Genomic DNA, 20,920 nt, shown 5'->3' on the forward strand with positions numbered 1-20,920 from the left:
AAACCATGGCTTATGATCTCGTCGTAATCGGAAGCGGTCCGGGCGGCTATGTCTGCGCGGTCAAGGCTGCCCAGCTCGGCCTCAAGGTCGCGGTCGTGGAAAAGCGCGCCACCTATGGCGGGACGTGCCTCAATGTCGGCTGCATTCCTTCGAAGGCGCTGCTGCATGCTTCCGAGATGTTCCACCACGCCGGCCACGGCATGGATGCGCTCGGCGTCGAGGTCCCGGCTCCCAAGCTCAACCTTGCGAAGATGATGGCGCACAAGGACGCGACCGTGAAGTCCAACGTCGACGGTGTCGCCTTCCTCTTCAAGAAGAACAAGATCGACGGCTTCCAGGGTACGGGCAAGATCGTCTCCGCAGGCAAGGTCTCCGTAACCGGCGAGGACGGCAAGGTTCAGGAGCTCGAAACCAAGAACATCGTGATCGCCACCGGTTCCGATGTTGCCGGCATCCCCGGCGTCAATGTCGAGATCGACGAGAAGGTCATCGTTTCGTCCACCGGCGCCATCGCGCTCGAAAAGGTGCCGGAGCATCTGGTGGTGGTCGGCGGCGGCGTCATCGGCATGGAACTCGGTTCGGTCTGGCAGCGGCTCGGCGCCAAGGTCACCGTCGTCGAATATCTCGACAAGCTGCTCGGCGGCATGGACGGCGAGGCGGCGAAGCAGTTCCAGCGCATGATGCAGAAGCAGGGCATGGATATCCGCACCGAAGCCAAGGTGACCGGCGTGGAAAAGACGGCCAAGGGTGCCAAGGTCACCTACGAGCCCGTCAACGGCGGCGATGCCCAGACCATCGAGGCCGATGTCGTGCTGATCTCCACCGGCCGCAAGCCCTATACGGCGGGCCTCGGTCTCGAAGAAGCCGGCGTGAAGGTCGACAACCGCGGCCGCGTCGAGATCGACGGTCACTTCAAGACCAATGTCGACGGCATCTATGCGATCGGCGACGTGGTGCGCGGCCCGATGCTCGCTCACAAGGCCGAGGACGAGGGTGTGGCGCTTGCCGAAATCCTCGCCGGCCAGCACGGCCATGTGAATTACGACGTCATCCCGGGCGTCGTCTACACCCAGCCGGAAGTCGCCTCCGTCGGCAAGACCGAGGAAGAGCTGAAGGCCGCGGGCATCGCCTACAAGGTCGGCAAGTTCCCGTTCACGGCGAACGGCCGCGCCCGCGCGATGCTCGCGACCGAAGGTTTCGTGAAGATCCTCGCGGACAAGGAGACCGACCGTGTTCTCGGCGGCCATATCGTCGGCTTCGGCGCCGGCGAGATGATCCACGAGATCACCGTGCTGATGGAATTCGGCGGCTCCTCGGAAGACCTCGGCCGCACCTGCCATGCGCATCCGACCATGTCGGAAGCGGTGAAGGAAGCCGCCCTCGCGACCTTCTTCAAGCCGATCCATATGTGATCGGCCGTTTCAACGCGATGGAATCTGAAAGGCGGGATTAAATCCCGCCTTTTCTTTTGGCCTTGTTCCGGACGCGAGACAGATGCGGATTTGGCACCCATATCGCCGGCGTGCTGGTGCACCAGTTCTACTGGAAGACCAATATCCTCAAGCGGATGACGAGCCGCGTCAGTTGACCGCGGTGACGGTGAAGCCCTGATCCTTCAGAAGCTGGACGAGGCCGTCCTTGCCCGGCAGATGGAGAGCGCCGACGGCGATGAAGGCCCCGCCTCCGGCGAGAATGGGTGCGGCGCGCTCGGCCATCAGATGGTTGCGCCTGGTCACCACAAGTTCCTCGAATTCGGCGTAACCGGCATCGTCGCTGCCATCGGGAGCGACCGCCTTCAGAAGCGGCATCGTCAGCCCGATATCGCCGGAGACGTAAAGGTCGGTCATCGTCTCGAAGACGTCGTCGAGCTTCGGCCCGAGCTTTATCGTCTCGACGAGCGACTTCATGTGCAGATCGATCGGAATGGCAGCCAGCGTCGAAAACTGCTCGGCAAACGTCTCCAGACCCTTCACGGGTTTGCCTGCGGCTGCGGCATCCAGCGCGATCTGCTTGTCCAGAACGTCGGTGTTCTGCGCCTTGCGGGCCATCTCGCAGGCCGGAAGAGAAACGAAGGCCATCAGCATCCACGGTTTCATGCGGGATACGGCGGAAAGCGAGATGCCGCGCTGTTTCAGGCCGGCTTCGACAACCGCGAGGTCGTCCCTGGACAGCAGCTTGTCGATGGAATTGCCGTCGGTGAACATGGTGAGTTCCGGCTTTGCCAGCATGCCGGCCATCGCCTTCTTCTCGTCCAGCACCTCGTCCGATTCGACGACGATTGTCTTTGCAGCGGCATGGGCCTCGGCCGCTCCGGAAGGCATCTTCAATACCCGCGGATCGGAAACATGCATGGTGCCGAGGAGGTAGGAGGGCGCAATTCCGGCCTTCTCGATCTTCCAGAAGATGCCTTTGCCGTTCGGCACCTTCGCGCCCTCGGCGATCACCCGATCGTATTCCTTCGGGTTCTCGGCCTTCAGCTCATCGAGGAGATTGGTGCCATGACAAGCCGGCGCTTCGGCGCGCGCGGGCGACAGCGAACCGAGGACCAGAAGAAGGGAGGCAAGCGCGATGAGATGCGCGGCTGCCATCAGCCACAGCACGAAATCCTGGGCGCGTCTGAAAAGAGCGTTGGCGGAAAAGGCGGGAGTCATCATGTCATCCGTCCGGAATGGTTGCCGGCATATTAGCCGTGCCCATTCCACAACCGCTTAACACAGGTGGTTAAAACTTTCTTCACGCACGCGGATGGGCACGGTCGTAGACCTCCAGCAGCCGGGAAGAATCGACGCCGGTATAGACCTGGGTCGTCGACAGGCTGGCATGGCCCAGGAGTTCCTGAATGGTGCGCAGATCGCCGCCGCCGGCCAGAAGATGGGTGGCGAAGGAGTGGCGCAGCGCGTGCGGCGTTGCCGTCTCGGGCAGGCCGAAGGCGCTTCTCAGCTTCTGCATCTCGCGCTGGATGATCGCCGGCTGCAGCGGTCCGCCGCGCGCGCCGCGGAAAAGCGGCTCCTCCATTTCAAGATCATAGGGGCAAAGCTTCCTGTAGGTCGCCACGGCGTCGAACACGATCGGCAGCAGTGGCACGATGCGCGTCTTGCCGCCCTTTCCGGTGATGCGGAGCGTGGTCGCGCCTGGCGTCAGGTCGGCGGGCCTGAGCCCGAGCGCTTCGGAGATGCGCAGGCCGCAGCCATAGAGCAGAGTGAGCACGGCGGCGTCGCGCGCGGCGATCCAGGGCTCCTCCTGCAATTGCGCATCCGTGGTGACGACGTTGAGCGCCTGGCGATCGGTAAGAGGCTTCGGGAGAGATTTCGGCTGTTTTGGCGCGCGGATCGCGCCGGCGGCCGCGGCATTCACCAGGCCTTTGCGTTCGAGATGGCGGAGGAACGAGCGAAGCCCCGCCAGATGACGGCCGAGCGAGCGGGCGCCTGCCCCTTCGCGGCGGCGTGCGGCGAGGAAGGCGCGCAGGTCCGCCGGGCGCAATGTGTGGATGTCCGAAAGTCTGGCCGGACCGCCCAGATGCGCGGTCAGGAACGTCAGGAACTGCCGGGTGTCGCGCTCGTAGGCATCCAGCGTGTTCTCCGAAAGCCGACGCTCGCCCGCCAGGCTTTCCAGCCATTCGCGGCGCTTCTCGACAAGGTCGGGCGCGGCGATGATCAGCAGTTCGTTCAATCCGGCACCTGTTGAATTCTGAGAATGAGCGCCCCAGATTGCTGTGGACGGCGTTACGAAATTCCTAAGGCTGCCTTAGCAAGTAGTAATTATGTCATCGTTCGAACATACGGGGCTGCGATAGCTTGCAGGTCCTGTCTGCGGGAGTTTTCATGACGCGCCGTGCTTCTACGACCACTTTCGGTCAATTCGCTGAAACACTCGCTCTCGTTTCCCAAGGAAAACCAGGTCATATCGTCGACACGCTGATCGCCGAGCGCGGCCAGCGAATCGTCAAGAACCCGCTTTGGCCCGTCATGCGGCCGTTTCTCTATGCGCTGCTGCGCTATGGGCGGGCGATCGAATTCGCCAACGACATTTCCAATCTCAACGGCTTCCAGTGCTTCGAATACATGAGCAATCTGCTGAAGCTCGACGTGACGGTCGCCAATGCCGAGCGCATCCCCGAAAAAGGCGGTTTCATCCTCGTCAGCAACCACCCGACCGGCATCGCCGACGGCGTCGCCGTCTTCGATCTCCTGAAGTCACGCCGGCCGGACATGATGGTCTTCGCCAACCGCGATGCGGTGCGCGTCAATCCGCGCTTTGCGGAGATGATCATTCCGGTGGAGTGGCGGGAGGAATACAAGAGCAAGCTGAAGGCCCGCGAGACCCTGGTGCTCACCAACAAGACGGTCGAGGAGGGCAAGGTCATGGTGCTCTTTCCTTCCGGCCGTATCGCCTATTGGGCGGACGGACGGCTCAACGAGCGGCCCTGGAAGACGTCGGCCGTTGGGCTGGCGCGCAAATACAACATGCCGATCCTGCCGGTCCATATGCGGGCGCGCAATTCCGGCCTGTTCTATTGGTTCGCCAAATGGTCGACCGAGCTGCGCGACATGACGGTGTTCTACGAACTCCTCAACAAGAAGGGCAACCGGTTCGATTTCACCGTCGGGCAGACGATCCGGCCGGAGGAGCTGGAAGGCGATGTGGTGGAGGTCACCAAGGCGCTCGAGCAGCACACGGTCTTCGAACTCGCAGCCGACGGAGATGCGAAGTTCACGGCGGCAGGCCGGCCGCAGGCGGCGTCGGCAGCCTGACCGGCTTTCCTTTCGAACAATGTCTGGGGTAGAAATCGAGCATGCAGCTCCGCTCGATGTTCGCCGAAAACTACCGATCGCTCCGCAAGATCCGCATGGATCTCGCTGGCGTCAACCTGTTCATCGGCGAGAACGGCGTGGGCAAATCCAACCTTTACCGCACCCTCCAGCTCGTCCAGGCGGCGGTGCGCGGCACCCTTGCGTATGAAATCGCGGCCGAGGGCGGCATGGCGTCGGCGCTCTGGTCCGGACCGCGCCGCGAGGAGAAGAACTTTCGCATAAAGCTCGAAGTCGAGGTGCTGGACGAGGAGCGGGCCGTGACGTTCCGCTATCGGGTGGAGGCGGGCTTGCGTCCGCCCATCGATGCGGCGGGCTTCGCCTTCGAGCCGCAGGTCAAGGCGGAGGAGCTTTCGATCGAGACCGGCTCGCGGCCGGTGACGATGATGAGGCGCGCCGGGCCGGGCATCATGGTGCGCGGCGAGCGCGGGCGGATGGAGGAATATCCGGAAAAGGCGATGACCTCGGAGACGGCGATCGCGCTTCTCGGCGACGCCGGCCATTATCCGGAAGTGGGTGCCTTCCGCCGCATGGTCGACGGCTGGAGGTTCTTTCACGGGTTCCGCACCGACCGCGGTTCGCCGCTCAGGCTGCCGTGTCTGGCGGTGACCTCGCCGCTGCTCGACCAGGACGGCGGCAACATGGCCGCCGTCTTCGCGACGCTCGTCCATACGCGTGGAGACACGGTCGAACTCGACCGGGCGATCGCCTCGGCGTTCGGCGGAGCAAAGCTCTCCGTGCCGGAGCCGGGAGAATATGCGGAATTCGGTCTCGTCTTCCCCGATTTCCCGCGGCGGGTTTTTCAGCCGCGCGAGCTTTCCGACGGACAGATCCGTTTCCTCGGGCTCGCCGCGGCGCTGATGTCCTATCGTCAGCCGCCGCTGATCGCGCTCAACGAGCCGGAATCGAGCCTTCATCCCGACATGCTGCCGCCGCTGGCCGACATGATCGCCGAGGCGGCCCGTTCGAGCCAGATCTGGATCGTCACCCATTCCGAACAGCTTGCCTCGGCAGTCGAGGAGCGCTGCGGGACGCGGCCAAAGCGCGTCATCCGGCAGGACGGTGCCACCTGGATCGAAGGCATGCGGCTCACCGGCGTCATGGATGACGGCGACGACTAAGCTCGTCTAGGGTTCACTTCTGTTCTCTTCCGAGGCATGGTGCGACCCGCATGAATACAGATTCCTCCGATCTCTTCGGTTCGCTGTTCGAGGCGCCGCCGTTGATCAGCGTCGTGCCGGTCCTGGTGCCGCTGCCGGTGCCGGGCGCCTATAGCTATGCCGTGCCGGAAGGCATGCATGTGGAGCCCGGTTCGGTCGTGCAGGTGCCGGTCGGGCCGCGGCAGCTGATCGGCGTCGTCTGGGACGGCGAAAACGACGACAAGCTCGATCCGAAGAAACTGCGCCCGATCACGCTCGCCTTCGACTGCCCGCCGCTTTCGAAGGAGATGCGCGACTTCGTCGATTGGGTGGCGAGCTATACGCTCTCGCCTCCGGGGCTCGTGGCGCGCATGGCGATCCGTGCGCCGGCAGCTCTCGAGCCCGAGCCGATGGTCGAGGGCCTGCGTTATCTCGGAGGCCAGCCGGAGCGGATGACGCCGGCGCGTGCAAGGGTTCTCGATCTTGCCAACGGGGAGGAGGTCCCCTGGACCCGCAGCGGGCTGGCGCATGCGGCGGGCGTTTCGCTCAGCGTCGTGGACGGGCTTTCCGCACAGGGAATATTCGAGACGGTCTTCCTGCCGCCCCCTCCGGTCGTCGCGAGGCCCGATCCGGACTATGTCGCGCCGCGCATCGAAGGGCCACAGAAAGAGGCTGCCGAGGAGATCGTCGATTCGATACGAGCCGGCGGTTTTTCCACGTCGCTGATCGACGGCGTCACCGGCTCCGGCAAGACGGAGGTCTATTTCGAGGCGATCGCCGAGACATTGAGACGCGGCAAGCAGGTGCTGATCCTGCTGCCGGAAATCGCACTGACCACGAGCTTCCTCGAACGCTTCCAGGACCGGTTCGGGGCCAAGCCGGGCGAGTGGCATTCCGATCTTTCGCCGCGCGTGCGAGAAAAGGTCTGGCGCGGCGTGGTGACGGGCGAGGTGCGGGTCGTGGCCGGCGCCCGTTCGGCGCTTTTCCTGCCCTTCGAGGAGCTCGGACTCATCATCGTCGACGAAGAGCACGACCCCGCCTACAAGCAGGAGGATCGCGTCTTCTACAATGCCCGCGACATGGCGGTGGTGCGGGCGAGAATCGGCGACTTCCCGATCGTGCTCGTCTCGGCGACCCCTTCCGTCGAAAGCCAGGTGAACGGGCTTTCCGGCCGCTACAACACCGTGCATCTGCCGACCCGTTTCGGTGATGCGGCGCTGCCGGATCTGCATCTCGTCGACATGCGGCGGCACCCGCCGGAGCGGGGCGGCTTTCTGTCGCCGGTGCTGGTCCGCGCGATAGCCAAGACCATCGAAAAGGGCGAGCAGTCGCTGCTCTTCCTCAATCGCCGCGGCTATGCGCCGCTGACGCTCTGCCGCGTCTGCGGCCATCGCTTCCAGTGCCCGCAATGTTCGAGCTGGCTGGTGGAGCACCGTTTCAAGAGCCAGATCCAGTGCCATCAATGCGGTTACTCGGAACCGACGCCGGAAGCCTGCCCGGAATGCGGCACGCTCGACCATCTCGTCGCGTGCGGGCCGGGTGTCGAGCGCATCGCCGAGGAGGTGGAGAAACACTTTCCGGAGGCGCGGACGATCGTCATGTCCTCGGACCTGCTCGGAGGTGTCAAGCGCATGCGGCTCGAACTGGAGGCGATCGCCAAGGGCGAGGCGGATATCGTCATCGGCACGCAGCTCGTCGCCAAAGGCCATAACTTTCCGCTGATGACACTGGTCGGGATCGTCGATTCCGATCTCGGCCTTTCGAACGGAGACCCGCGCGCGGCGGAGCGGACGTTCCAGCTCTTGTCGCAGGTCACGGGGCGCGCAGGCCGAACCGGCCGCAAGAGCCACGGCCTCCTGCAGACCTTCCAGCCGCAGCATCCGGTCATGCAGGCGATCGTCTCCGGCGATGCGCAAGCCTTCTACGAGCGCGAGATCGCCGAGCGGGAAAAGGCGATCCTGCCGCCCTTCGGCCGGCTCGCCTCGCTGATCGTCTCCGCCGATACGCGTGCCGACGCGGAAAACCATGCCCGCGGCCTCAGGGCCGCCGCGCCGAAAGTTACGGGCATTTCCGTGCTCGGGCCGGCCGAGGCGCCGCTGGCGCTGGTGCGCGGCAGGCACCGTTTCCGGCTCCTGGTCCACGGCCGGCGCAATTCCGACATGCAGGCTTTCCTGCGGGCGATGCTCGCGAACGGCCCGAAGCAGCGGGGATCGGTCCAGATCCAGCTCGATATCGACCCGCAGAGTTTCCTTTAGAGCGTTTCCTTGTTGGATTGAAGCATTCTGCCGGAGCAGGTTTTCGTTGGGGCAAAGGCGATTGGCGAAGGGCATACCCCCTTGGTACGTCCGAGCCGATCGCCTTTGAACCCGGCGGAAAGATGCCCGGCCCTGCGGGTTGGCTGAAACGGGCCGCCTGATCGACCGGCCGGCTCGGCCGTAGGGCGGGGCTACGACCTGCGCCAGCCGGTCGACCATCCGACTCCGTTTGAGCCAACAGAATGCTTTAATCCAACAAGGAAACGCTCTAAGGCGACCTTCTTTGCGACTTGTTTACCGCTTGCATTAGAATCGAGCGATTCGAACAATGCGAGGACCGGATGGAACTTTATTTCCCCACCGAACTAGGCGAACAGCTTGCTTTTATCTGTGCCGCGGCGACGGCCCTTCTCGGGCTCTTTGCTCTCGTCTTCCCCGCTTCCATCCTGCGCCTGACGGCGTTCCAGATCGGCCAGGTTCGGCCGGAGGGTTATGCCGCCGTCCGTTCGGCCGGCGCACATCATCTTGGGCTTGGCCTCGCCGCCATCATGCTGGCTCAGGACTGGATCTATATGGTGCTTGGCATCGCCCTCGGATTCGCGGCTTTCGGGCGTCTCGTTTCCTGCGCCTTCGACCGGGCCTTCACCCCCCGAAACATAGCATTTTTCTTACTTCAGGTTGTGCTTGCCGGAGGGCCGCTCGCCTACGTCTTCGGCACCATCTGACGCCACAATTTGAGACTGTGGGCGACAGGCGCCTGAAAATCCTTCGGCTTTCGGTATAAAATGAGGTTCAAGCCCTTGCGTCATGGGCTTTTTCCGCTATCAGGCGTGTTGCGGTGGCCTACATCCTATGCTAGACGGACCGCGAAAGTCGGAAAGGGTAGGGCGCCCGCTCTACAGGTTCTGAGAAATAATCAAACGATTTCAAGGTCTTGCTGCACCTCTCCCAAAGGGTCTGGCGCTTGGAAGGCAATACAGGGAAACTGTGCCCGTGGCTGACACGTCCCAGCTTATTTCCGGTGTAGCGGAGCGTTACGCTTCCTCGCTTTTCGAACTGGCTTTGGAAGCCGGTTCGGTCGATAAGGTCGGTGCCGATCTTGATCGTTTTCAGGCGCTGCTGGATGAAAGCGAAGACCTGCGACGTCTCGTCGCAAGCCCGGTCTTTTCCGCCGAGGAACAGCGCAACGTCGTTTCCGCCATCGCCGACAAGGCAGGCATCACAGGTGTCGTCGGCAATTTCCTGAAGGTCGTCGCCGGCAACCGCCGCCTTTTCGCTCTGCCCGGCATGATCCGCGCCTTCCGCGTGATCGCCGCGGAGCATCGCGGGGAAATCACCGCCGAAATCACCTCGGCGCATGCGCTCACCGCGGCGCAGGAAACTGAACTCAAGTCGGCGCTGAAGGGCGTCACCGGCAAGGACGTTGCCATCGCCGTGACGGTCGATCCGTCGATCCTCGGCGGGCTGATCGTCAAGGTCGGCTCTCGTCAGATCGACACGTCCCTTCGCACCAAACTTTCCACCCTCAAGCTTGCATTGAAAGAGGTCGGCTGATGGATATCCGTGCAGCGGAAATTTCCGCAATTCTCAAGGACCAGATCAAGAATTTCGGCCAGGAAGCCGAGGTTTCCGAAGTCGGCCAGGTTCTTTCCGTCGGCGACGGCATCGCCCGCGTCTATGGTCTGGACAATGTCCAGGCCGGCGAAATGGTCGAGTTCCCGGGCGGCATCCGCGGCATGGCGCTGAACCTCGAAGCCGACAATGTCGGTGTGGTTATCTTCGGCTCGGACCGTGAGATCAAGGAAGGCGACACCGTCAAGCGGACCGGCGCCATCGTCGACGTTCCGGTCGGTCCGGAACTGCTCGGCCGCGTCGTCGACGCACTCGGCAACCCGATCGACGGGAAGGGTCCGATCAACGCGACCCGCCGCGCCCGCGTCGACGTAAAGGCTCCAGGCATCATTCCGCGCAAGTCGGTGCATGAGCCGATGTCGACCGGCCTCAAGGCCATCGACGCCCTCATCCCGGTCGGCCGCGGCCAGCGCGAGCTCGTCATCGGCGACCGCCAGACCGGCAAGACCGCCATCATCCTCGACACGATCCTGAACCAGAAGCCGATCCACGACAACGGCCCGGACAACGACAAGCTCTTCTGCGTGTATGTTGCCATCGGCCAGAAGCGTTCGACCGTCGCTCAGTTCGTGAAGGTTCTCGAAGAGCGCGGCGCCCTGCAGTATTCGATCATCGTCGCTGCGACAGCTTCCGATCCGGCTCCGATGCAGTATCTCGCTCCGTTCGCCGGTTGCGCCATGGGCGAATATTTCCGCGACAACGGCCAGCATGCCCTGATCGGCTACGACGACCTTTCCAAGCAGGCCGTTGCTTACCGTCAGATGTCGCTGCTGCTCCGCCGCCCGCCGGGCCGCGAAGCCTATCCGGGCGACGTTTTCTACCTGCATTCTCGCCTGCTGGAGCGTGCCGCGAAGCTCAACGACGACCGCGGCGCCGGCTCGCTGACCGCCCTGCCGGTCATCGAAACCCAGGGTAACGACGTTTCGGCCTTCATTCCGACCAACGTGATCTCGATCACCGATGGCCAGATCTTCCTCGAAACCGACCTGTTCTACCAGGGCATCCGTCCGGCCGTTAACGTCGGTCTGTCGGTTTCCCGCGTCGGTTCCGCCGCACAGATCAAGGCGATGAAGCAGGTTGCCGGCTCGATCAAGGGCGAGCTTGCCCAGTATCGTGAAATGGCCGCCTTCGCGCAGTTCGGTTCGGACCTCGACGCCTCGACGCAGCGCCTGCTCAACCGCGGCGCCCGCTTGACCGAGCTCCTGAAGCAGCCGCAGTTCTCGCCGCTGAAGACGGAAGAGCAGGTTGCGGTGATCTTCGCAGGCGTCAACGGCTACCTCGACAAGATCGCCGTCGGCGACGTCGGCAAGTTCGAACAGGGCCTGCTGTCCTATCTTCGCAGCGAAGGCAAGGCGATCCTCGATACCATCCGTACCGAGAAGCAGCTTTCGGACGACACCCGCGCGAAGCTCAAGGCAGCTCTCGACAGCTACGCCAAGTCTTTCGCCTGAGAACGGATCAAGCCCCAAAGGGACCGATAACGGATGCCTTCACTTAAGGATCTGAAAAACCGGATCGCCTCCGTCAAGGCGACGCAGAAGATCACCAAGGCGATGAAGATGGTCGCCGCGGCGAAGCTGCGCCGTGCCCAGGAGGCGGCCGAGGCCGCCCGTCCTTACGCGGAACGGATGAACAAGGTGCTGGCCGGTCTTTCGGCCGCCAATGCCGGCAATGCCGAAGCGCCGCTCCTGCTTTCGGGCACGGGCAAGGATCAGGTCCATCTCCTGATCGTCGCGACCGGCGAGCGCGGCCTTGCGGGGGGCTTCAATTCCTCGATCATCCGGCTTGCCCGCGACCATGCGCTGAAGCTGCTTTCCCAGGGCAAGACGGTCAAGATCCTGACCGTCGGCCGCAAGGGCAACGACGTGCTGCGCCGCAGCTTCAAGGAAAACATCGTCCACTACATCACCTTCCGCGAAGTCAAGCAGCTTGGTTTCGTCCAGGCCGACGAAGTGGCGCACAAGGTGCTGGAGATGTTCAACGCCGGCGAATTCGACGTCGCGACGCTGTTCTTCGCACGCTTCCAGTCGGTGATCTCCCAGATCGCGACCGCACAGCAGATCATCCCGGCCAAGTTCGAGACCACCGAGACGGCCAACGCTTCTTCCGCGCTCTACGAATACGAGCCGGGCGAACAGGAGATCCTCGAGGACCTGCTGCCGAAGAACATCGCGGTGCAGATTTTCCGGGCACTGCTCGAAAACAACGCTTCCTTCTACGGCGCGCAGATGTCCGCGATGGACAACGCCACGCGCAATGCCGGTGAGATGATCAATAAGCTGACGCTTTCCTACAACCGCCAGCGTCAGGCGCAGATCACCAAGGAACTCATTGAAATCATTTCGGGCGCGGAAGCGCTCTGACCGTAAAGAAAGAGGGTAAGAATCATGGCTACCGCAACGGGCTCGTCCCTCGGCAAAGTGACCCAGGTTATCGGCGCCGTCGTTGACGTCGCTTTCGACGGCGACCTGCCGCCGATCCTGAACGCGCTTGAAACCGACAACAACGGCAACCGCCTTGTTCTCGAAGTCGCGCAGCACCTCGGTGAAAACTCCGTCCGCACCATCGCGATGGACTCGACCGAAGGTCTCGTCCGTGGCCAGCAGGTTACCAACACCGGCGCTCCGATCTCGGTTCCGGTCGGCGACCAGACCCTCGGCCGCATCATGAACGTCATCGGCGAGCCGGTCGACGAAGCAGGCCCGCTCAACACCGAGACGAAGCGCTCCATCCACCAGGATGCTCCTCCCTATGTCGAGCAGTCCACGGAAGCGCAGATCCTCGTCACGGGCATCAAGGTCGTCGATCTTCTCGCTCCCTACGCGAAGGGCGGCAAGATCGGCCTCTTCGGCGGAGCCGGCGTCGGCAAGACCGTTCTCATCATGGAACTCATCAACAACGTCGCGAAGGCGCACGGCGGTTACTCCGTGTTCGCAGGCGTCGGTGAGCGTACCCGTGAAGGCAACGACCTCTACCACGAAATGATCGAGTCGGGCGTCAACAAGCACGGCGGCGGCGAAGGCTCCAAGGCCGCTCTGGTTTACGGCCAGATGAACGAACCGCCGGGCGCCCGCGCCCGCGTCGCCCTGACGGGTCTGACGATCGCCGAAGACTTCCGCGACAAGGGCCAGGACGTTCTGTTCTTCGTCGACAACATCTTCCGCTTTACGCAGGCAGGTTCGGAAGTGTCGGCTCTGCTCGGCCGCATTCCGTCGGCCGTCGGTTACCAGCCGACGCTTGCGACCGACATGGGCGCGATGCAGGAGCGCATCACCACCACGACCAAGGGTTCGATCACCTCGGTTCAGGCCATCTACGTTCCGGCCGACGACCTGACCGACCCGGCACCGGCGACCTCGTTCGCCCACTTGGACGCAACGACCGTTCTGTCGCGTTCGATCGCCGAAAAGGGCATCTATCCGGCCGTCGACCCGCTCGACTCCACGTCGCGCATGCTCGACCCGATGGTTGTCGGTGAGGAACACTACGAGGTCGCCCGTAAGGTCCAGACGACGCTCCAGCGCTACAAGTCGCTGCAGGACATCATCGCCATCCTCGGCATGGACGAACTGTCCGAAGAGGACAAGATGACGGTTGCCCGCGCCCGCAAGATCGAGCGCTTCCTGTCGCAGCCGTTCTTCGTCGCCGAAGTTTTCACCGGTTCGCCGGGCAAGCTCGTCGCGCTCGAAGACACGATCAAGGGCTTCAAGGGCCTCGTCAACGGCGAATACGACCACCTGCCGGAAGCCGCTTTCTACATGGTCGGTTCGATCGAAGAAGCGATCGAAAAGGCCAAGAAGCTGGCCGAAGCCGCCTGATCCTGAACGAGATGGCGCGCGGGATTTCCGGCGCGCCGTCTCCCGCATGAAACACGAGAGCATCTTCGGTCGAAACAGACCGCCTTCGATGCTCCGACATTTGTTTTCACGCAATTCCGGACGCAAAACCGCCATGCGCTTTTGCTGGAATTGCTCTTAGGAAGTGGACCGTCATGGCCGACGCTTTCAACTTTGAACTGGTTTCGCCCGAGCGCCTGCTCGTTTCGGAAAAGGTCACCGAAGTGGTGATCCCGGCGACGCTTGGCGAAATGACGGTGCTGGCCAATCACGCGCCGACGATGACGACCATCAAGCCGGGCGTGGTTTCCGTGAAGCTCGCTTCCGGTCAGGTCAGCAAATACGTGGTTTTCGGCGGCTTTGCCGACATCCTGCCGACCGGCTGCACGCTGCTCGCCGAATCCGCGGTTCCGGCCAGCGAATTGACCCGTGAGACGCTGCAGCGGCGGATCGAAACGACGCAGGCCGAGATCAACAAGGCGCAGAGCGACGAGCACAAGACGAAGCTGGAGCAGTTCCTGGCGGAGCTGACGCATCTGAACGGCGCCGTCATCCCGGCCTAAGCACAGACTTTCTCTCGCAGAGAAATCAAGGCGGTCCGAAAGGCCGCCTTTTCTTTTGCCTTGCCGGCTGTTCGGAAAAGGATCGCCCGGGGAAACGGCGATCGTCCGGCCAATCCCGCGCCCGGGCCGGAGCGATCAAGGCAATGCGGCGGTCAAGCGACCCGAGAGAACGGATGTAAAGCGTGCGTTTCATGACGGCTCGGATCAGCGACGACATATCGTCACGATCCGGGCCGCTTGTATCTCCGCCGGCAACAGTTTAGCCATCTGATGCGGAGGAACGCGATGATCGACAAGTTGGAATTCTTCATTGCGCTCGCGCGCGAGGGGCATTTCGGTCGGGCGGCCGAGGAATGCGGCATCTCGCAGCCATCGCTTTCGGCCGCGATCCGGCAGCTCGAGGAGCAGCTCGGCGTCCAGCTCGTCCTGCGCGGATCGCGCTTCCAGGGCCTGACGCCGGAAGGGCAGCGGGTGCTGGAATGGGCGCGGCGGATCGTCGGCGACGCGCGCACGATGCGCGAAGAGATGCGGGCGGCGCGCAAGGGCCTTGCCGGCCATATCCGGCTGGCGGTCATCCCGACCGCGCTCGCCATGGTGCCGCGCCTGACGGAGCCCTTCCAGGAGAGGCATCCGGACGTCACTTTTTCGGTGGTTTCCCGCAATTCGCTGCAGGTGCTCAGCCAGCTCGACAATCTGGAGATCGATGCGGGCATCACGTATCTGGACAACGAGCCGCTCGGCCGCGTCACCAGCGTGCCGCTCTATTCGGAGCGTTACAACCTCGTGACCGCGATCGGAACGCCGTTCGCCGATCGCGAAAGCGTCACCTGGCGGGAGATGGCCGATCTTAGGCTCTGTCTATTGACGCCCGACATGCAGAACCGCCGGATCATCAACCAGCACCTCGCGGATGCCGGGATCACTGTGCAGCCGATGCTGGAATCGAATTCCATGGTCGTGCTTCTGTCGCATGTCGGCACCGGTCGCTGGGCGAGCATCATGCCGCGCAATGTGGCGCGTTCATTCGGATTCGCCAGGCAAATCCGCACGATCCCGATCGTCGAGCCGGAAGCGAGCCATGTCGTCGGGCTTGTCGCCGCACACCGGGAGCCTTTCACGCCGCTCGTTTCCGCATTGCTCCACGAAGCCAGAAGCCTGGCGCCCGGTGCCATGGCTTGATAGTTTTTTTCTATCGCTCAACCGATCTCCTTTATTGACGCCTGCGGCATGGGTTGCGAGACTCCACAGCGTCGGCGAAGTGCGACTGTCGTACAGCTTCGCCAGCTTTCTGATCCCGCACTTTATGCGGCGGCCCCGGCGCTGAAGCGAGGGATGTGGGATCAGCCGGGAGGCTAGAGAACATGAATATGCGCATTTCCGCCGGTGAGTTCACTGAGCGGTCGCTTCAGATCATCAGGGATCTGAAGCACCTGGAAGGCCCGATGCTGCCGATCCTGCACGCGATCCAGGCGGAATTCGGCTACGTGCCGGACGAGGTGAAGCCGATCATTGCGAGCGAGCTCAACCTGTCGCGCGCCGAAGTGCACGGCGTCGTCACCTTCTACCACGAGTTCCGGGATCATCCGGCCGGCCGGCACGTTCTGAAACTCTGTCGGGCCGAAGCCTGCCAGTCGATGGGCAGCGACCGCATTGCGGATCGCGTCCGGCAGCTTCTCGGGATCGACTTTCACCAGACGACGCTCGACGGCGCGGTGACGCTGGAGCCGGTCTATTGTCTCGGGCTCTGCGCCTGCGCGCCGGCCGCCATGCTGGACGACGAGGTCTATGGCCGGGTCGACGAGCACTGTCTTGGCGAAATCGTTGCGGAGGTGCGTCGATGACGGTCAGGATTTTCGTGCCGCGCGATGCCGCAGCGCTCGCGCTCGGAGCCGAAAAGGTGGCGAAGGCGATTACCCAGGAGATCGCAGCCCGCGGCCTCGATGCGAAAGTGGTGCGCACCGGCTCGCGCGGCATGTTCTGGCTGGAGCCGCTGGTCGAGGTCGAGACCGCCGAGGGGCGGGTGGCCTATGGTCCGGTGAAGGCCGGTGACGTGCCGGACCTCCTGGATTCCGGTCTGCTGCAGGGTGGAACGCATGCATTCTCGCTCGGGCCGACCGAGGAAATTTCCTTCCTCAAGGAACAGACGCGGCTGACTTTCGCCCGTTGCGGCATCATCGATCCGCTGTCGATCGAAGACTATCGCAAATATCGGGGATTTGCGGGCCTGGAAAAGGCCATCGCCATGGCGCCCGCCGACATCGTCAGGCAGGTCACAGACAGCGGGCTTCGCGGCCGCGGCGGCGCCGGTTTCCCCACCGGCATCAAGTGGAAGACGGTGATGGATGCGGCCGGGCCGCAGAAATACATCGTCTGCAATGCCGACGAGGGCGACAGCGCCACGTTTGCCGACCGGATGATCATGGAAGGCGATCCCTTCGTGCTGATCGAAGGCATGGCCATCGCCGGCATCGCGACGGGCGCCACCAAGGGCTATATCTACACCCGCTCGGAATATCCGCATGCGATCGCCACGATGACGGAGGCGATCGAAATCGCCCGCGGGGCCGGCATTCTCGGCTCGTCCGTCATGGGGTCGGCTCATGCCTTCGATCTCGAAGTGCGCTCCGGCGCCGGCGCCTATGTCTGCGGCGAGGAGACGTCGCTGCTCAATTCGCTGGAAGGCAAGCGCGGCATCGTGCGCGCCAAGCCGCCGCTGCCGGCGTTGAAGGGCTTCCTCGGCCGGCCGACGGTGGTCAACAACGTCATCTCGCTCGCCTCCGTGCCGGTCATCATGGACCAGGGCGCCGAGCATTACAAAAACTTCGGCATGGGCCGTTCGCGCGGCACGATCCCGATCCAGATCGCCGGCAATGTCAAGCATGGCGGGCTCTACGAAGTCGCCTTCGGCCTGACGCTCGGCGAGATCGTCGACCGCATCGGCGGCGGTACGGCGACCGGCCGGCCGGTGAAGGCGGTGCAGGTGGGCGGCCCCCTCGGCGCCTATTTTCCGCGTGCGCTGTTCGATACGCCGTTCGATTACGAAGCCTTCGCGGCAAAGGACGGGCTGATCGGCCATGCCGGCATCACGGTCTTCGACGATACGGCCGACATGCTGAAGCAGGCCCGCTTTGCGATGGAGTTCTGCGCCATCGAAAGCTGCGGCAAGTGCACGCCCTGCCGCATCGGCTCGACGCGCGGCGTCGAGACCGCCGACAAGATCGCGCAGGGCATCGAGCCCGAGAAGAACAAGGCGCTGCTCGCGGATCTCTGCAACACGATGAAGTTCGGCTCGCTCTGCGCGCTCGGCGGCTTCACGCCCTATCCGGTGATGAGCGCGATGAACCATTTCCCGGAGGATTTTTCGCCGGCGCCGATGGTGGAGGCTGCGGAATGATGACGTTTACCGTGTCAGCTCCCCTCTGGCCTGCCGGCCGTCTCCCCCACAGGTGGGGAGATCACAAGCGGCATGGCCTTCCCGACACGCTCAAGCTTTACTGCGTGGTCCCGCCCCTTGCTTGGGGAAGCCGGCGCACCTTGCCGATCTCCCCACCTGTGGGGGAGATGGCCGGCAGGCCAGAGGGGGGCGATCTTGCTCCTACATCTATTCTTTCCAGCAGGGAGGCACACAATGTCCCTCGTTCATGAAATCGACTACGGCACGCCTGCCTCCCGATCCGAAGCCCAGGTGACGCTCACCATCGACGGACGCGAGATCACCGTGCCGGACGGCACGTCGATCATGCGGGCTTCGATGGAGGCCGGCATAAAGGTGCCGAAGCTCTGCGCCACCGACATGGTGGATGCTTTCGGCTCCTGCCGCCTCTGTCTCGTGGAGATCGAAGGCCGGGCCGGCACGCCTGCCTCCTGCACCACGCCGGTCATGCCGGGCATGGTGGTCCATACCCAGACGGGCCGGTTGAAGGACATCCGCCGCGGCGTGATGGAACTCTACATTTCCGATCACCCGCTCGACTGTCTCACCTGCGCCGCCAATGGCGATTGCGAATTGCAGGACATGGCCGGCGCCGTGGGCCTCCGCGACGTGCGTTACGGCTATGACGGCGACAATCACGTCAAGGCGCGCAACAATGGCGAGATCAACGCCAAATGGATGCCGAAGGACGAATCGAACCCTTATTTCACCTATGATCCGTCGAAATGCATCGTCTGCTCCCGCTGCGTGCGCGCCTGCGAGGAGGTGCAGGGCACGTTCGCGCTGACGATCGAGGGCCGCGGTTTCGGCTCGCGCGTCTCGCCCGGCATGCACGAACATTTCCTCGATTCCGAATGCGTCTCCTGCGGCGCCTGCGTGCAGGCCTGCCCCACCGCGACGCTGACCGAGAAGTCGGTTATCTCAATCGGCCAGCCGGAGCATTCGGCGGTGACCACCTGCGCCTATTGCGGTGTCGGTTGCTCGTTCAAGGCGGAAATGCGCGGCGAGGAACTCGTGCGCATGGTGCCTTACAAGGATGGCCAGGCGAACCGCGGCCATTCCTGCGTCAAGGGACGCTTCGCCTATGGCTACGCGACCCATAAGGACCGCATCCTCAACCCGATGATCCGCGAGAAGATCTCCGATCCCTGGCGCGAAGTGACCTGGGAAGAGGCTTTCGCGCATGTGGCATCGGAGTTCCGCCGCATCCAGTACCAGTATGGCCGAGATGCGGTCGGCGGCATCACCTCGTCGCGCTGCACCAATGAAGAGACCTTCCTGGTGCAGAAGCTGATCCGCGCCGGTTTCGGCAACAACAATGTCGATACCTGCGCCCGTGTCTGCCATTCCCCGACGGGCTACGGCCTCGGCCAGGCCTTCGGCACCTCGGCCGGCACCCAGGATTTCGACTCGGTCGAGCATTCGGACGTCGTGATCGTCATCGGCGCCAATCCGACCGACGGGCACCCGGTCTTCGGCTCGCGCCTCAAGAAGCGGCTGCGCCAGGGCGCCAAGCTGATCGTCATCGATCCGCGCCGCATCGATCTCGTGCGCACGCCGCATGTGGAAGCCGCCTATCACCTGCCGCTGCAGCCGGGCACGAACGTGGCGGTGCTCACCGCGCTCGCCCACGTCATCGTCACCGAAGGCCTGTTCGACGAAAAATTCATCCGCGAGCGTTGCGACTGGTCGGAGTTCGAGGATTGGGCCGCCTTCGTTTCCGAGGAGCAGCACAGCCCGGAAGCGACGGAGAAATTCACCGGCGTTCCGGCGGAACTCGTCCGTGGCGCGGCCCGGCTTTACGCCACGGGCGGCAACGGCGCGATCTACTACGGCCTCGGCGTCACCGAGCACAGCCAGGGCTCTACGACCGTCATGGCGATCGCCAACCTTGCCATGGCGACCGGCAACATCGGCCGTCCGGGCGTCGGCGTGAACCCGCTGCGCGGCCAGAACAATGTGCAGGGCTCCTGCGACATGGGCTCGTTCCCACACGAGCTGCCGGGCTATCGCCACATCTCCGACGATGCGACCCGCGACATTTTCGAAAAACTCTGGGGTGTCACGCTCAACAACGAACCGGGCCTGCGCATCCCGAACATGCTGGATGCGGCGGTCGAAGGCACGTTCAAGGGCATCTACATCCAGGGCGAGGACATCCTGCAGTCCGATCCGGATACGAAGCACGTTTCGGCCGGCCTGGCCGCAATGGAATGCGTCGTCGTCCACGACCTCTTCCTCAACGAGACCGCCAACTACGCGCACGTTTTCCTGCCGGGCTCGACCTTCCTCGAAAAGGACGGCACGTTCACCAATGCGGAGCGCCGCATCAACCGCGTCCGCAAGGTCATGAGCCCGAAGAACGGCTATGGCGACTGGGAGGTCACGCAGAAGCTGGCGCAGGCCATGGGTCTCAACTGGAACTACACGCATCCGTCCGAAATCATGGACGAGATCGCCGCGACGACGCCGAGCTTCGCCAGCGTTTCCTACGACTATCTCGACAAAATGGGCTCGGTTCAGTGGCCCTGCAACGAGAAGTTCCCGGAAGGCTCGCCGATCATGCACGTCAACGGCTTCGTGCGCGGCAAGGGCAAGTTCATCCGCACGGAATATGTCGCGACCGACGAACGCACCGGTCCGCGCTTCCCGCTGCTGCTGACCACCGGCCGCATCCTCAGCCAGTACAATGTCGGCGCCCAGACCCGGCGCACCGAGAACGTCGCCTGGCATGCGGAAGACCGGCTGGAAATCCATCCGCACGACGCCGAGCAGCGTGGCATCAAGGACGGCGACTGGATCAAGCTCGCCAGCCGTTCGGGCGATACGACGCTGCGCGCGCTGATCACCGACCGCGTGGCGCCGGGCGTTGTCTACACGACCTTCCATCATCCGGACACCCAGGCGAACGTCATCACCACCGACTTCTCCGACTGGGCGACCAACTGCCCGGAATACAAGGTGACGGCGGTGCAGGTGTCGCCCTCAAACGGTCCGACCGAATGGCAGCAGGATTACGACGAGCTGTCGCGCCGCTCGCGGCGGATTGCAGGGAAGCTGGAGGCTGCTGAGTAACGAATGACCGCTTGTGTTTGGATCGCCCCCCTCTGGCCTGCCGGCTATCTCCCCCACAGGTGGGGAGATTGGCTGGGCGTGCCGGCTTTCCCAAACAATTCGCCTAGCAATTCGACGAAACGCCTGAGAGGCGGGAAGGCCATGCTGCTTGTGATCTCCCCACCCGTGGGGGAGATGGC

At 63.5% G+C, this 20,920-nt stretch carries 16 protein-coding genes; 14 read left to right on the forward strand and 2 right to left on the reverse strand.

The annotated features are described in order from the left end of the window. Window positions 1-5: 5 nt before the first annotated feature. Entirely contained in the window at window positions 6-1,412 is a 1,407-nt protein-coding gene (gene lpdA, locus QTA58_RS11320) for a dihydrolipoyl dehydrogenase (RefSeq protein ID WP_289672846.1), read from the forward strand. A gap of 168 nt (window positions 1,413-1,580) precedes the next feature. On the opposite strand, the gene QTA58_RS11325 is transcribed toward lpdA, so the two are convergent. Together QTA58_RS11325 and QTA58_RS11330 are read right to left on the reverse strand one after the other, a co-directional pair. Continuing rightward, complete coding sequence (locus tag QTA58_RS11325; RefSeq protein ID WP_289673130.1) at window positions 1,581-2,651, reverse strand: TraB/GumN family protein; 1,071 nt, start codon at window positions 2,649-2,651, stop codon at window positions 1,581-1,583. An 82-nt stretch (window positions 2,652-2,733) separates the two neighbouring features. After that, complete coding sequence (locus tag QTA58_RS11330; protein WP_289672848.1) at window positions 2,734-3,669, reverse strand: tyrosine recombinase XerC; 936 nt, start codon at window positions 3,667-3,669, stop codon at window positions 2,734-2,736. A 152-nt stretch (window positions 3,670-3,821) separates the two neighbouring features. On the opposite strand from QTA58_RS11330, the gene QTA58_RS11335 reads away from it, so the two are divergent. The 13 genes from QTA58_RS11335 (at window position 3,822) to fdhF (ending at window position 20,741) form a co-directional block, all read left to right on the forward strand. After that, window positions 3,822-4,751: a GNAT family N-acetyltransferase gene (locus QTA58_RS11335; RefSeq protein ID WP_289672850.1), complete on the forward strand. Its 930-nt coding sequence runs from the start codon at window positions 3,822-3,824 to the stop codon at window positions 4,749-4,751. 41 nt (window positions 4,752-4,792) lie between these two features. Then, window positions 4,793-5,929, forward strand: a complete 1,137-nt coding sequence (locus QTA58_RS11340; RefSeq protein ID WP_289672852.1) for an AAA family ATPase — start codon at window positions 4,793-4,795, stop codon at window positions 5,927-5,929. A gap of 50 nt (window positions 5,930-5,979) precedes the next feature. Continuing rightward, window positions 5,980-8,202 (forward strand): primosomal protein N', encoded by a 2,223-nt coding sequence (locus QTA58_RS11345; RefSeq protein WP_289672853.1) that lies wholly within the window; start codon window positions 5,980-5,982, stop codon window positions 8,200-8,202. A 341-nt stretch (window positions 8,203-8,543) separates the two neighbouring features. Continuing rightward, on the forward strand, window positions 8,544-8,927 hold the full coding sequence (locus tag QTA58_RS11350; RefSeq protein ID WP_289672855.1) for a DUF4345 domain-containing protein: 384 nt from the start codon (window positions 8,544-8,546) through the stop codon (window positions 8,925-8,927). Between the two features lie 262 nt (window positions 8,928-9,189). Next, window positions 9,190-9,756 (forward strand): F0F1 ATP synthase subunit delta, encoded by a 567-nt coding sequence (locus QTA58_RS11355; protein WP_289672857.1) that lies wholly within the window; start codon window positions 9,190-9,192, stop codon window positions 9,754-9,756. After that, window positions 9,756-11,285, forward strand: a complete 1,530-nt coding sequence (atpA, locus tag QTA58_RS11360) for a F0F1 ATP synthase subunit alpha (protein ID WP_085419647.1) — start codon at window positions 9,756-9,758, stop codon at window positions 11,283-11,285. The genes QTA58_RS11355 and atpA overlap by 1 nt, the downstream gene beginning before the upstream one ends. Window positions 11,286-11,318: 33 nt before the next feature. Beyond that, a complete protein-coding gene (locus QTA58_RS11365; RefSeq protein ID WP_085419646.1) occupies window positions 11,319-12,197 on the forward strand; it encodes a F0F1 ATP synthase subunit gamma in 879 nt (292 codons plus the stop codon). A 24-nt stretch (window positions 12,198-12,221) separates the two neighbouring features. After that, window positions 12,222-13,652, forward strand: coding sequence for a F0F1 ATP synthase subunit beta (atpD, locus tag QTA58_RS11370; protein ID WP_085419645.1), 1,431 nt, complete (start codon window positions 12,222-12,224; stop codon window positions 13,650-13,652). Between the two features lie 173 nt (window positions 13,653-13,825). Beyond that, the gene (locus QTA58_RS11375) at window positions 13,826-14,233 is read left to right on the forward strand and encodes a F0F1 ATP synthase subunit epsilon (protein ID WP_085419644.1); all 408 of its coding nucleotides are present in this window, start codon (window positions 13,826-13,828) and stop codon (window positions 14,231-14,233) included. A gap of 285 nt (window positions 14,234-14,518) precedes the next feature. Continuing rightward, a complete protein-coding gene (locus QTA58_RS11380; protein ID WP_289672861.1) occupies window positions 14,519-15,412 on the forward strand; it encodes a LysR family transcriptional regulator in 894 nt (297 codons plus the stop codon). Window positions 15,413-15,594: 182 nt separating this feature from the next. Continuing rightward, window positions 15,595-16,074, forward strand: coding sequence for a formate dehydrogenase subunit gamma (locus tag QTA58_RS11385; protein WP_085419642.1), 480 nt, complete (start codon window positions 15,595-15,597; stop codon window positions 16,072-16,074). After that, window positions 16,071-17,627 carry an NADH-quinone oxidoreductase subunit NuoF gene (locus tag QTA58_RS11390; protein ID WP_289672864.1) on the forward strand — a complete coding sequence of 519 codons (1,557 nt, stop codon included), beginning with the start codon at window positions 16,071-16,073 and terminating at the stop codon, window positions 17,625-17,627. Before QTA58_RS11385 ends, QTA58_RS11390 begins: the two co-directional genes overlap by 4 nt. Window positions 17,628-17,861: 234 nt before the next feature. Next, complete coding sequence (fdhF, locus tag QTA58_RS11395; protein ID WP_289672866.1) at window positions 17,862-20,741, forward strand: formate dehydrogenase subunit alpha; 2,880 nt, start codon at window positions 17,862-17,864, stop codon at window positions 20,739-20,741. Window positions 20,742-20,920 lie beyond the last annotated feature (179 nt).

Origin of the sequence: Neorhizobium sp. CSC1952 (assembly GCF_030378245.1) — a bacterium.
Taxonomy (GTDB): Bacteria; Pseudomonadota; Alphaproteobacteria; order Rhizobiales; family Rhizobiaceae; genus Neorhizobium; species Neorhizobium oryzae_A.